This window comes from Amycolatopsis solani (genome assembly GCF_033441515.1).
Lineage (GTDB): Bacteria > Actinomycetota > Actinomycetes > Mycobacteriales > Pseudonocardiaceae > Amycolatopsis > Amycolatopsis solani.
The window spans coordinates 143,207-154,614 of the sequence record NZ_JAWQJT010000004.1; the positions used below are offsets into that span (position 1 = coordinate 143,207).

At 70.4% G+C, this 11,408-nt stretch carries 16 protein-coding genes; 11 read left to right on the top strand and 5 right to left on the bottom strand.

Going from position 1 to position 11,408, the window contains the following annotated elements:
• Window positions 1-3: 3 nt before the first annotated feature.
• Window positions 4-1,479, bottom strand: a complete 1,476-nt coding sequence (locus tag SD460_RS44820) for a nitroreductase/quinone reductase family protein (RefSeq protein ID WP_290051906.1) — start codon at window positions 1,477-1,479, stop codon at window positions 4-6.
• 92 nt (window positions 1,480-1,571) lie between these two features.
• On the opposite strand from SD460_RS44820, the gene SD460_RS44825 reads away from it, so the two are divergent.
• Entirely contained in the window at window positions 1,572-2,189 is a 618-nt protein-coding gene (locus SD460_RS44825) for a TetR/AcrR family transcriptional regulator (protein WP_318307720.1), read from the top strand.
• A gap of 105 nt (window positions 2,190-2,294) precedes the next feature.
• Here SD460_RS44825 and SD460_RS44830 read toward each other — a convergent pair whose 3' ends face one another.
• Entirely contained in the window at window positions 2,295-2,675 is a 381-nt protein-coding gene (locus SD460_RS44830; protein ID WP_290051903.1) for a DUF1304 domain-containing protein, read from the bottom strand.
• Window positions 2,672-3,157: an SRPBCC family protein gene (locus tag SD460_RS44835; protein WP_290051902.1), complete on the bottom strand. Its 486-nt coding sequence runs from the start codon at window positions 3,155-3,157 to the stop codon at window positions 2,672-2,674. Before SD460_RS44835 ends, SD460_RS44830 begins: the two co-directional genes overlap by 4 nt.
• A 75-nt stretch (window positions 3,158-3,232) precedes the next feature.
• Between SD460_RS44835 and SD460_RS44840 the strand changes: the two genes are divergently transcribed.
• The 5 genes from SD460_RS44840 to SD460_RS44860 all read left to right on the top strand — a co-directional run bounded on the left by SD460_RS44840 (window position 3,233) and on the right by SD460_RS44860 (window position 6,362).
• Window positions 3,233-3,922: a TetR family transcriptional regulator gene (locus tag SD460_RS44840; protein ID WP_290051900.1), complete on the top strand. Its 690-nt coding sequence runs from the start codon at window positions 3,233-3,235 to the stop codon at window positions 3,920-3,922.
• A gap of 79 nt (window positions 3,923-4,001) precedes the next feature.
• Window positions 4,002-4,481 (top strand): hypothetical protein, encoded by a 480-nt coding sequence (locus SD460_RS44845; protein WP_290051899.1) that lies wholly within the window; start codon window positions 4,002-4,004, stop codon window positions 4,479-4,481.
• Window positions 4,482-4,499: 18 nt separating this feature from the next.
• On the top strand, window positions 4,500-4,742 hold the full coding sequence (locus tag SD460_RS44850; RefSeq protein ID WP_290051898.1) for a YdeI/OmpD-associated family protein: 243 nt from the start codon (window positions 4,500-4,502) through the stop codon (window positions 4,740-4,742).
• A gap of 30 nt (window positions 4,743-4,772) precedes the next feature.
• Window positions 4,773-5,183, top strand: a complete 411-nt coding sequence (locus SD460_RS44855; protein WP_318307721.1) for a hypothetical protein — start codon at window positions 4,773-4,775, stop codon at window positions 5,181-5,183.
• A 186-nt stretch (window positions 5,184-5,369) separates the two neighbouring features.
• Window positions 5,370-6,362 (top strand): aldo/keto reductase, encoded by a 993-nt coding sequence (locus tag SD460_RS44860; RefSeq protein WP_290051894.1) that lies wholly within the window; start codon window positions 5,370-5,372, stop codon window positions 6,360-6,362.
• Between the two features lie 17 nt (window positions 6,363-6,379).
• Here SD460_RS44860 and SD460_RS44865 read toward each other — a convergent pair whose 3' ends face one another.
• The gene (locus tag SD460_RS44865; protein ID WP_290051892.1) at window positions 6,380-7,174 is read right to left on the bottom strand and encodes a MerR family transcriptional regulator; all 795 of its coding nucleotides are present in this window, start codon (window positions 7,172-7,174) and stop codon (window positions 6,380-6,382) included.
• A 78-nt stretch (window positions 7,175-7,252) separates the two neighbouring features.
• Here SD460_RS44865 and SD460_RS44870 point away from each other — a divergent pair, with 78 nt between their 5' ends.
• The 3 genes from SD460_RS44870 to SD460_RS44880 are packed head-to-tail and all read left to right on the top strand — an operon-like array spanning window position 7,253 to window position 9,452.
• On the top strand, window positions 7,253-7,603 hold the full coding sequence (locus tag SD460_RS44870) for a nuclear transport factor 2 family protein (RefSeq protein WP_290051891.1): 351 nt from the start codon (window positions 7,253-7,255) through the stop codon (window positions 7,601-7,603).
• 25 nt (window positions 7,604-7,628) lie between these two features.
• Window positions 7,629-8,417, top strand: a complete 789-nt coding sequence (locus tag SD460_RS44875) for an SDR family oxidoreductase (protein WP_290051889.1) — start codon at window positions 7,629-7,631, stop codon at window positions 8,415-8,417.
• 18 nt (window positions 8,418-8,435) lie between these two features.
• Window positions 8,436-9,452: an alpha/beta hydrolase gene (locus tag SD460_RS44880; protein WP_290051887.1), complete on the top strand. Its 1,017-nt coding sequence runs from the start codon at window positions 8,436-8,438 to the stop codon at window positions 9,450-9,452.
• A gap of 79 nt (window positions 9,453-9,531) precedes the next feature.
• Here SD460_RS44880 and SD460_RS44885 read toward each other — a convergent pair whose 3' ends face one another.
• Window positions 9,532-10,122: a TetR/AcrR family transcriptional regulator gene (locus SD460_RS44885; protein ID WP_318307722.1), complete on the bottom strand. Its 591-nt coding sequence runs from the start codon at window positions 10,120-10,122 to the stop codon at window positions 9,532-9,534.
• Window positions 10,123-10,238: 116 nt separating this feature from the next.
• Between SD460_RS44885 and SD460_RS44890 the strand changes: the two genes are divergently transcribed.
• Entirely contained in the window at window positions 10,239-10,985 is a 747-nt protein-coding gene (locus SD460_RS44890) for a hypothetical protein (RefSeq protein ID WP_290051884.1), read from the top strand.
• A 3-nt stretch (window positions 10,986-10,988) separates the two neighbouring features.
• Window positions 10,989-11,336, top strand: a complete 348-nt coding sequence (locus tag SD460_RS44895; RefSeq protein WP_290051883.1) for a TraR/DksA family transcriptional regulator — start codon at window positions 10,989-10,991, stop codon at window positions 11,334-11,336.
• Window positions 11,337-11,408 lie beyond the last annotated feature (72 nt).

Genomic DNA, 11,408 nt, shown 5'->3' on the forward strand with positions numbered 1-11,408 from the left:
GGCTCAGGCGGTGTCGGCGGGGGCGACCGCCACGACGATCTTGCCGACGGTCCGGCCGGTCTTGCTGTGGTGGAGGGCGGCGAGGACGTCGGGGAGAGCAGGCCCGTAGGTGCGGTCGATGTGGACCTTGAGCTCGCCGGCGGAGACCATGCGGTCGACGCGGTCGAGCAGGGTGCGGGAAGCGTCGAGGAACACCGGGATGTAGGCGATCCGGCGGCCGAAGCGGGAGCGGGCCTGGCGCACGAGGATGGCGGCCCCGACGCGCAGGCCGGAGCCGAGGGTGATGCGGTCGTCCTCGTCACGGGAGATGGTGACGAAGCGGCCGCCGCGGGCCAGGACGGTGCGGGCGGCCAGCCACTGGGCACGACCGCCGACGAAGTCCAGGACGGCGTCGACGGAGCCGGCGGGCAGGGCGGCGTCGAAGCGGCCGGTGGTGTAGTCGACGACGTCGTCGGCGCCGAGGGAGCGGACGAAGCCGGCGTTGCGGGCGCTGCTGACCGCGGTGATGTGAGCACCGAGGGCCTTGGCCATCTGGACGGCGTAGGTGCCGACGCCACCCGAGGCACCGATCACGACCACCCGGCTGCCCCCGCCGATCCCGGCCTTGTCGATGGCGAGCAGCGCGGTCTGGGCGGCCAGCGGCAGCGCGGCGGCTTCGGCGAAGCCGAGGCCCGGCGGGATGGTGCTGACCAGCTCCTGCTCCACGTTCACGTACTCGCCGGCCCCGCCACCGTGGATCTTGTTGTCGGCGTGCACCCGGTCGCCCACCTGGAGTCTGGTGACCTCGGTCCCGGCGGCCGTCACGACGCCGGCGAGGTCGAAGAGCGGAACGTACGGGAACCGGCGCTTCACCAGCAGCCGCCGGTGGCCCTCGATCATCTGCCAGTCGATGGGGTTGACCGAGGCCGCGTGCACGCGGATGCGGACCTGGGTCGGCGACGGCGGCTCGACGGGATGCGCGGCAGAAACCGACAGCACCGTGTCGGCCGCGCCGTAGCCGTGCTGCACGATCGCCCGCTGGGTCGTGCAGGCGGCTGGTTCGAGGATGACGACCGGGATCTCCCGCTCGGTGCGACCGGCGTAGTCCGCGTAGGGCGGGTAGACGGCGACGAGCCGGGGCCACAGGGCGGCGCGCTCGGCGGACGAGGCCGGCCGTGGCCGGACCTCGCGGCGGACCCCGCCGGGCAGCTCGACCTCGGTGACCGGCATGGCTAGCAGGTTGAGGTACCAGGCCGGATGCGTGTCGGAGCCGCCCTTGGAGGCGACGACGACCAGGTCGGGCCGGTCATCGAGGTAGATCAACGGAGTTGTGCGGACGGTGCCGCTGCGTCGCCCCGCATGGTCGAGCAGCAGCACCGGTGCGCCGCGGAACGTCGCCCCCACCCGGCCTTTCGTGGCCTGGAACAGGGCGGTGTTGAGGCGGGCGGCCCGGCGCTGGAGCCGCCAGAACGGGCCGGAGTTGCGGATCGAGAGGCTCATGCGACCGATAATGTCGCACTCTGACAGTTGTCGCAATAAGACAATTGTCTGGCGACGACTCGATCTGGCGGGGGTTGGGTAAGCTCGCGGCCATGAGCACCCCGGGTCTGCGCGAGCGGAAGAAGGTCCGTACCCGCAGGTCGCTGATCGACGCGGCGTACGAGCTGTTCGCGCGACAGGGCTTCGCCGACACGACGGTCGAGCAGATCGCGGAGGTGGTCGGCGTGTCGGCGCGGACCTTCCACCGCTACTTCAGCTCGAAGGAGGACGCCGCGCTCTCGGTGCTCACCGAGCAGCACGACGCGATCGTCGAGGCGCTGCGCACCCGCCCGGCCGAGGAGTCGGTGCTGACCGCGCTGCGCACCGCCGTGGTCGACACGCTGCGGCGGTACGAGAAGGACGAGGACTGCGACGCCCTCCGGTTCCACCAGCTCCAGTCGCTGGTCGCGAGCAACCCGACGGTGCGCGCCGCGGCGGCCGACCACAGCACGGCCCGGCTGGCCGAAGTGCGGGGACTGCTCGGGCAACGGATGGGAGTCGAGCCGTCGACGGATCCGCGCCCTGGCCTCGTCGCCGCCGTCGCGCTCTGCGCCGCCCCCGCGGCCGTGGAGGCCCGGCGCGCGCTGGATCCGTCACGCCGGGCCTCGGAGCTGTACGGGCAGGTGTTCGATCTGCTGGGCGACGGCCTGGACTACCCGGCGACGAACTGACGGGCGACCGGCTCACCAGCGCGAATCGCGGGGTACGCGGTCAGACCGCTTCCGTGGTCCACCAGGACGTGCCGGAAGCCGTCGGCACGCTTCGCTGAAGGCGACTCAGGCCATCAGGGCGATGAGCGTGGCCAGGGCGGGTGCGCCCTGGCCGAGCAAGCCCTTGATCCGCGCCCGGCGGGGGTCGAAGGCGAACAGCGCCACGCTCGCCGCGAGCATGGAAACACCCGCGGCCAGCACCAGAGCCTGGCCGGCCGCGGTCGCGCCCGAGTGCACCGCGGTCAGCCCCGCGAGCACCTGCAGGGCCAGGAGTGCGTTGTAGCAACCCTGGTGGAACGCCCAGGGGCGGACGACGTCGAGATCCGCCGCGCGCACCTCGAACATCGCGTGCACCTCCGGCCGCCTGAAGCGGACGCTTTCCATCGTGAAGATCCACAGGTGCATCAGCGCCGCGACGAGCGCGAGTACCTGGGCGGGGACGTTCATCGGGGTCGCGTCAGCCGCAGGGCCGCGTCCGGGAGCAGTGCGCCGGTCTCGTCCAGCTCGGCCAGCAGAGCAGGCACGCCGACGGTGAGCATCCTGGTCCGGACCGAGCCGAGCAGCTTGGCCATGGCGAATCCGCCGATGCCGGTGAACCCGGTGTGGTGGTAGGTGAAACGGGTTCCTCCGCCGGTGGGTTCGAGCCGGTAACGGACGTGGCTGGGTGTCTCCCCCTCGGCGCCGATCCAGGTGTAGTGCAGCAGTTCCCGCTCGCGGACCTCCAGCACCTCGCAGTCGACGATGCCCCGCCAGCCGGGCATCGGCTTGGCGACGAACCGGAACTTGGTGCCGACCACCGGCTCGAACCCCTCGGCGCGGGCGCCTTTCCCGGTCGACGTCCAGTACGGGATCAGGTCCGGGTCGGTCATGGCGCGCCAGACCTTCACGGGCGAGTGCGGGTAGTCGCGGACGATGTGGATCTCAGACACAGCCGACTCCTTTACTTCAGTGGCTATAAAATTACTGTAGCAGAACTTTTCCGGTGACTGAAGTAGCATGGTCGCGTGACGACAACGGGAACTGGCCGGCCGGCCGTGGAAGGGTTGCGCGAGCGCAAGAAGCGCGCGATGCGCCGGCAGCTGTCCGACACCGCCGCGCGGATGTTCCTCGAACGCGGCTTCGACGCCGTCCGGGTGGCCGACGTCGGCGAAGCGTGCGGGGTGTCCGAAAAGACCGTCTTCAACTACTTCCCGAGCAAGGAGGCGCTGCTCCTGGACCGGCTCGAGGCCACCGCCGACGCGTTGCGCACCCACCTGCCGGACCCGGCGCTGACCCCGGTCGAGGCGATGCTGAGCATCCTCGACGACGAATTGGACGGCCTCGCCACGGGTCTCGCCGCCGACAGCGATCGCGCACTGGCGCAGTACCGGAAGTTCGGCGACCTGATCCGGAACACCCCGTCACTGCGGGCATATCAGAGCGACATCGCCGACCGGTTCGTCGACATCGCCGCCGAAGCACTCGCCACCCGGACCGGTCTGCATCCCGACGACCCGGAACCCCAGATCGCCGCGGCGACGCTCCTCGGCCTGTGGCGGGTCCAGTTCCGCGCCCTCCGGACCCACGTGCGCCCCGGCCACCCCCTGCCGGACGCGATCAAGGCCGTGAGCCGGGAGGTCCGCCGTGCCGCCCGCCTGGCCGAAGCGGGACTGGCCACCTTCCCCGCACCCGCCAAACCACACATCGCCGGGTGACCGACCGGCATGCTGGATCCCCGTCGCAGATCCCGACGCCCGCCGGCCCGCGTGATCAGCTGGGAACGAGAATAAGGGCGTGGGATATCAGCTGCAGGGAGCCATCGCCACCGAGCCCGTCCTCCGGAAGTTGGCGGGCACGGCGGAGGACGCATGCCTCGTTCCGCTCACCCAGCACCTCTGCTTGCTACCGATCACCGACGCCTTGTTCGATGCGGTCACCGTCGCCGGAGCGGCCAAGCTCGATGTGTTCTGGAAGGCACCGGCCGGGTTCGGCCGCGCCTTGGCCGCTTGTTCGACAGGCGGTCCCGTCACCTACGTCGAGGCCGACTACTTCGGTGGGAGCGGAACCCAGTCCGCACAGGTATGGGACGGCGGTCAGGTAGTGCTCGGCCCCCTGCACCTGGCCACAGGAAAGCCGATACCGGCCGAGGGCAGCCCCATCTCCCGGGCGCTTCGGTGGCATGGCGTGGTCAAGGGCGAGCACTTCGACGAGTTCGATGCCGTCGGACTTGGTCGCCACCGCGAGACAGGCGATTGGCTTCCGCCCATGAGTTGATCAGCACGACGCACGCTCTTGCCGCTCACCGAGCGTTGCGACGACCATGCGACGATCACGGCCGTGCACCCGCAGCAGTTCCGCGCCGTCATCGCCGCCGGTCCGCCCGCTGCCTTCTTCGACACGCTGGCGCAGTTCTACCGCAAGGCCTACCTCCGCTGGATCGATGCGACCACCCGCCGCCCGGATCTCCGTGCGGCACGGATCGCCGAAGTCGTCGACCTCCTTGCCGCACACATCAAACAGCGACCACACCCGTGACGGCGACTCCGCGCCGCGGCCCGGGACGGCGTGGGCGCCACCGGCTGGCAGAAGCGTTCGAAGTGGGGGCGGACGGCGCGAAGGCGGGCCGACGGGGAACTCGCCTTCGCGACTTCGCTGGCTCCGGAACCGGACTACTGGCTGCACGCCGATGACGACGGCACTCCCTGGCTCTTGGTGTCCCGGGATTGCATCGAAAAACGCACCGTCATCGCCACGCTCCGCCTCGACTTCGACGACCGGGGCGTCCGCGGCGGCTGGAGCCCGTCCTGCCTCAACTGGGACGACGGAGCGCGGGCCGAGGAGGCGTTGATCGACGTGGTGGGGCCCGACGGTCTCGTCGTCCCGGCGGCCGGGACGACGGTCGAGGACCTGGCCCGCCGCGCGGAGTGGTTCGCCGGGCCCAAGAAAGGCCGATGGGCCGACCACCCCACCTCGTAAGCGCATATCCGGTCGTTATCTCACGATGTCAGCTGACGCCGCCACCTTCTCCCCCTGCCGCGTCCGACCCGTCGGTGAGGCCGGCCCGACGGCTTGACTTGGAGCGCGCTCCAGGTCCTAGCGTCGCAGGCGTTCGTCAGCCCCCGAAGTACCGCCCGGTCCACCGGGCAGGAGGAGTGCCCGCGCATGATCACCCGAACCACCCTCGGCTCACCCGGTCTCACCGTCAGCGCGATGGGCCTGGGGTGCATGGGAATGAGCGAAAGCTACGGCGCCGCCGACTGGGACGGCGGCCTGGCCACCATCGACCGGGCCCTCGAACTGGGCATCACGTTCCTCGACACCGCCGACGCCTACGGCAGCGGGCACAACGAGGTGCTGGTGGGCCGGGCCATCCACGGCCGCCGGGACCAGGTGCAGCTGGCCACCAAGTTCGGCATCGACCGCAGCGGCGGCGACCGGGCCCGCCGCATCCGCGGTGCCCGGGACTACGTGCTGCGCGCCTGCGACGCCTCGCTGCTGCGGCTGGGCGTGGACGTGATCGACCTGTACTACGCCCACCGCCCGCCCCAGGACGTGGAGATCGAGGAGACCGTCGGGGCGATGGCCGAGCTCGTCGAGGCCGGCAAGGTCCGCCACCTGGGCCTGTCCGAGGTCGACAGCGAGCTGCTGCGCCGGGCGCACGCGGTGCACCCGATCACCGCGGTGCAGAGCGAGTACTCGCTCTGGACCCGAGACGTCGAGGCGGTCACCCCGGTGCTGGCCGAGCTCGGCGTCGGGCTGGTGCCGTACTCACCGCTGGGGCGGGGATTCCTGACCGGCACCCTGGACCGCGCCACGCTGGGCGAGAAGGACTTCCGGCGTACCAACCCCCGCTTCGCCGGCGAGGCGGGCGAGGCCAACGAGAAGATCGCGCAGACCGTGCGCGAAGTGGCCGACCGGCTGGGTGCGACCCCGGCTCAGGTGGCGCTGGCCTGGGTGTACGCGCAGACCGAGCGGCTCGGGGTGGCGGTGGCGGCCATTCCGGGCACCCGCAGCCCGGCCCGGCTGGAGCAGAACGCGGCCGCGCTGGAACTCACCCTGGACGCCGAAGCGCTCGCCGCGCTGGACCCGCTGAGCGACCAGGTGATCGGCGAGCGCTACACCCGCGCGCACACCGCCGAGGTCGCTCAGAGCTGAGCTCCGGCTGCGGCGCTTCAGGTCACGCGGAAGACCGGCCAGCCGATCTCGGTCCGCCACGCAGCGGGATCGCTCGCGTCACCAGGGCCGACAACGTAGACCTCCCGCACCGGCCCGGCCACCGACATCGCGTTCTCCACCACCCAGGTCCCGAGTTCGCCGTAGGTGACCTCGATGCCGTCGTGCTCGCCGACGTGGGTGGTAACGGCCAGTTCCACGGCCGGCAGAACTACGGGGTGCACGCGTCCGGTGCGAGGTGGCGCAGCGGTCGGCAGGTAGACGAGCGCGTGACCGCGTTCCTGTTCGAAAAGGGCGTTGTCGTAGCACCCTCCCGGCGGTCCGGTCACGGCGGCGCCGACGGCCGCCGCCAACTCGGCCATCGCGCCGGCGAACCAGGCCTCGACGTCGCCGTGCCCGACCACGGCCTCCACCGCCGCGACCGTCCGGGCGGGCTCCGCACGCAGCTCGACCTCGATCGGCGCGGGGTCGGGCCGCAGCAAGCGTCGCAGCGACACGACCGCGGCCCGGGTGCGGTCGAGCACGTCCTCCAGGCGTTGCAAGTGGTCCGCGACCAGGGCCGCCCGGACACCGGGATCGGGGGTCCGCAGGATGCGCTGCACATCGCTCAACGGGACGTCGAGTTCGCGCAGCCGGTGGATGACCTGCGCGACCGGGATCTGGTCGACGCCGTAGTAGCGGTAACCGGTGGCCTGGTCCACCACGGCGGGCTCCAGCAGGGCCGCCTCGTGGTACCGGCGCAGGGTCCGCACGCTCAAGTGGGTCAGCCGCGAAAACTCCCCGATGCTCAGCATCCCTCCATTCTGGACTCTCCCCCCGGGAGAGAGTCCACGGCTTGACCCTCCCACGCCGCGAGAGCACACGATGAGCTCATGACACAGCACACCGATCTGCTCCCGGCCCCCGTCCGCGAATTCCTCGCCGCCCACGTAGCCCGCGACGCCGGCACCGCCTCGTCGTTGCTCACCGAGGACGCGGTCATCGTCGACCAGGACGAAACCTTCCGCGGCCGGGAGCAGACCCACGCGTTCCTGCGAGACGCCGGGTCCGAGTTCGAGTACACGACCGAACAGATCGGCGCCCACCGCGTCGACGACACCCACTGGGTGGTCACCGTGCGGCTCGAGGGCACCTTCCCGGGTGGCGTCGCCGAACTCGACTACCGGTTCACGGTGCGGGACGACCGCATCGCCGAACTCGTCATCGCCAACCACACCGCCTGACCGAGCCATTCTTCAAGGGAGAAAAATGTCCAGTTCAGATCGTGATCGTCTCGACGGTCGCCGGGCTCTGGTCACCGGCGGTTCGAAAGGCTCGGGCAAGGCCGTCGCCGAGAGGCTGCGGGAGCTGGGTGCCGACGTGTACGTGACGGCGCGAACGATGCCCGCCGGGTACGAGCACCCCGATCGATTCATCGAAGCGGACGTGACGACGATCGAAGGCACCGACGCGGTGGCCGCCCGCATCGCCGAGACCGGCGGCGCGCTCGACATCCTGGTGCACGTCGTCGGAGGCGCGTCGACGCCGGCCGGTGGATTCGCGGTCATCACCGATGACCAGTGGCTCACCGAGCTGAACCTCAACTTCCTGGGCGCGGTGCGGCTCGATCGGGCTCTTCTCCCGGCGATGATCGAGTCCGGGGCGGGCGTCGTACTGCACTTCACCTCGATCCAGCGTGAACTGCCCCAGTACGACGCGTCCCTGGCGTACGCGGCCGCGAAGGCCGCTCTGCGCACGTACAGCAAGGGACTTGCCAACGAGCTGGCGCCGCGCGGCGTACGGGTCAACGCGATCAGCCCCGGCGGGATCGAGACCGAAGCCTACGAAAGGTTCGTGGACCGGATCGCCGAGGGCAACGGACTCACCCGTGAAGCAGCCAAGCAGACCATCTACGACTCCCTCGGCGGAGTACCCCTGGGACGGTTCGCGAACACCGGCGAAATCGCGGACCTGGTCGGGTTTCTGGTCTCGGACCGCGCCTCGGCGATCGTGGGCGCCGAGTACGTGATCGACGGCGGGACTGTTCCGACCGTCTGAGCACAGCAAGGAGAACACATGACCACGCAAGTCACGGACCGGTCCTCCGCCCAGGCGGCCGGACCGCCACCACCCTTCGACCCCCAGCTCGCTCCCGTCGTCGAGATGCTGGCCGGCCTGCGCCCACCCGACGCGTACCGTCCGGACAACATCGTCGAGATGCGTCAGCCCGTCCCCGGGGTGGAGACCCCGACCGACGAGATCCTCGCGCGCGGCGGCGCCTACAGCGTGGAGGAGCGGACGGTGCCCGGGCCGGCCGGGGAACCGGACATCTCGCTGCTGATCTGTCTCCCGAAGCACGCGGCGACCCCGGCCCCGGCGATCTACCACATCCACGGCGGCGGCATGATCGTCGGAGACAACCGGTTCGGCCTGGCCGAGATGCTGGACCTGGCCGAACCGATGGGCATGGCCGTGGTCTCGGTCGAGTACCGGCTCGCACCCGAGACACCCCACCCGGGTCCCGTCGAGGACTGCTACGCGGGCCTGGTGTGGGTGGCGGATCACGCCCACGAGCTCGACATCGACCCCGAGCGCATCGTCCTCGGCGGTGCGAGCGCCGGCGGCGGCCTCGCGGCCGGTGTCACCTTGCTGGCACGCGACCGCACCGGCCCGGCCGTCCTCGCCCAGCTGCTCCTGTCGCCGATGCTTGACGACCGCAACGACTCGCCTTCTGCGCAACAGATGCGCGGCCTCGGCATCTGGGACAGCTCCTCGAACGAGACCGGCTGGAACGCACTCCTCGGCGACGGCGTTCGCGGCGGACCGGACGTGTCTCCGTACGCTGCGCCTTCCCGTGCCGCGGACCTCTCCGGTCTGCCGTCCACGTTCGTCGACGTCGGGTCGGCCGAAACGTTCCGGGACGAGGACATCGCCTACGCAACCCGCATGTGGCAGGCGGGCGGCCACGTCGAGCTGCACGTCTGGCCCGGCGGGTTCCACGGGTTCGACGTCGTGGTTCCTCACGCCGTGCTCTCGCGGGACGCCATCGCTGCCCGAGTGGCATGGCTGCGTCGTCAGCTGCGGCGTGTCTGACGACGCAGCCAAGGGCGGGCTCGCACCCGTCGGTCAGATGGCCCATGCGGTGCCCTTTTGGTGGGATCGGTGGCCGCGCCTACGACGCCGGTGCCGAGCTTTCTCCTCGACGGACACCCAACGCCGGCAGAAGCACGTTGTCGACCATCGCGACGGCCGTGGCCTCATCGAGTCCCTCGTGCCGCAACGCCACCCGGTGGAACGCCACCGCGGGAACGAGCGACGCCACGAGATCGACCGGCACAGCCGGATCGACAGCGCCGCGCTCGACCCACCGCTCGATGACCGCGCGCAGCGCGTCCGCCGCCGGGCGGCCGATCGACGCGCCCGCGGCGTCACGCAGTTCGCCGTCGCGCGGCATCTCGGCGATCACCTTGGCCAGCACCAGCACGGCCTTCGCGTTCGGCGAAACGTAGTGCCGGACGCAGCCGAGCAGGTCTTCGCGCAGTGTCCCCTCGTCCGGAATCGACAGATCGGCCTGCAGGTGCTGCGCGGCGGCGATGACCAACGCGGTCTTGCCGGCCCACCGCCGGTAGATCGCCGCCTTCCCCGTCCCGGCTCGTCTCGCGATCTCGTCCAGCTTCGCCGCCGCGAAGCCGCGCTCCACGACCACGTCGACCGCGGCATCCAGGATCGCCTGCTCGAGGACGGGGTCACGCGGACGCCCCACCGCTGAAGATGCGCCGGAATGTTCAGTCATCACGCTGGCCATCTTACGGGACTGCGTAGTACCGTAATAGTTACGGTACTGACCAGTCCCGTAATAGCCATCGCTTCGGAGGACACGTGAACACCACCGGCCTCACCCTGCAGACCACCACCGACTCGAACGTCGTCGCCGTCGTCGAACGACTGGAACTGGGCGAACCGGTGAAGACCGAACCCGCGACCGCCCAGCCGCCCAACCGGATCCCGCGGCGGACCGACGAACAGTCCCGCGTTCTGCCCACCGTCGTGGAACGGGTGCGCCAGTGGCACCGGAACGAGGGATTCCGCGGAGCGGTCGTGCTCGCCAGCCGCGACCACAACCGCATCACCGTCTACAGCCGGTTCGATTCCGGCATCGGCACCGCCACGCGACCAGCACCGCGAGTGCTGACCACCGACAACGCTCTCGAAGTCCCAGCGCGCACCTTGGACTGGCGGACGTACGACCTGATGTGGCGCGACGGCAACGAAGTCCCGACCGTGGTCTCTCCACAGAGCACACCGGTGGTGCACTTCGGCCTGTTCACCGTGCTCGACGACCAGGCCGACACCCTGCTCGACCGGGTAGCGGCCAGCGCGCCGGCCTCACTGGTCACGCCGGGACTGCGCACCGTCAACTTCCACCGCAGCCACGACGGGCAACGCCTGATCAACTTCGGGACGTGGTCCAGCTTCGACCAGTTCCACGTCCTGCTCGACCAGCCCGGCTTCACGAACGGCAAGAAGTACTGGGACGGGCTCGCGACTTTCCAGAACGACTACTTCGACGTCGTCGACTTGGTTGCTCGACGGCGGAGGCCCCTGCGCACCGAGCGTATCGTCTGAAGCGTGGAAAAACGCGTCGCGACGGAGTTGATCGAAGGGGCCCGCGCCGAGACCGAGCGGCTGGTCACGGCCCTGGCGCGGCAACGCGACGACATCGTGGCGGCGTCGCAGTTCGACAGCGGCGACGACGAACACGACCCCGAAGGCGCGACCATCGCCTTCGAGCGAGCACAGGTCCAGGCCCTGCTGCGGCAGGCGCAGGACGACCTCGCGGCACTCGGGAAGGCCACCGAACGGGTGGAAGCCGGTGTCTACGAAGTTTGTGAACGCTGTGGCGGTCCGATCGCGGACGACCGGCTGCTCGCCCTGCCGGCCACCCGGATCTGCATCACCTGCGCGAACCGGCGGTGACGAACCCACTGTCCGAAGTGGACGCACAGTTACCCCGGCGCCGTGGATTTCGATGAGACGAGCGGTTTCACA

Coding starts and splice junctions, on each gene's coding strand:
- SD460_RS44820 (WP_290051906.1), bottom strand. CDS start 1,479: ATGAGCCTCTCGATCCGCAACTCCGGCCCGTTCTGGCGGCTCCAGCGC.
- SD460_RS44825 (WP_318307720.1), top strand. CDS start 1,572: ATGAGCACCCCGGGTCTGCGCGAGCGGAAGAAGGTCCGTACCCGCAGG.
- SD460_RS44830 (WP_290051903.1), bottom strand. CDS start 2,675: ATGAACGTCCCCGCCCAGGTACTCGCGCTCGTCGCGGCGCTGATGCAC.
- SD460_RS44860 (WP_290051894.1), top strand. CDS start 5,370: ATGATCACCCGAACCACCCTCGGCTCACCCGGTCTCACCGTCAGCGCG.
- SD460_RS44865 (WP_290051892.1), bottom strand. CDS start 7,174: ATGCTGAGCATCGGGGAGTTTTCGCGGCTGACCCACTTGAGCGTGCGG.
- SD460_RS44870 (WP_290051891.1), top strand. CDS start 7,253: ATGACACAGCACACCGATCTGCTCCCGGCCCCCGTCCGCGAATTCCTC.
- SD460_RS44875 (WP_290051889.1), top strand. CDS start 7,629: ATGTCCAGTTCAGATCGTGATCGTCTCGACGGTCGCCGGGCTCTGGTC.
- SD460_RS44880 (WP_290051887.1), top strand. CDS start 8,436: ATGACCACGCAAGTCACGGACCGGTCCTCCGCCCAGGCGGCCGGACCG.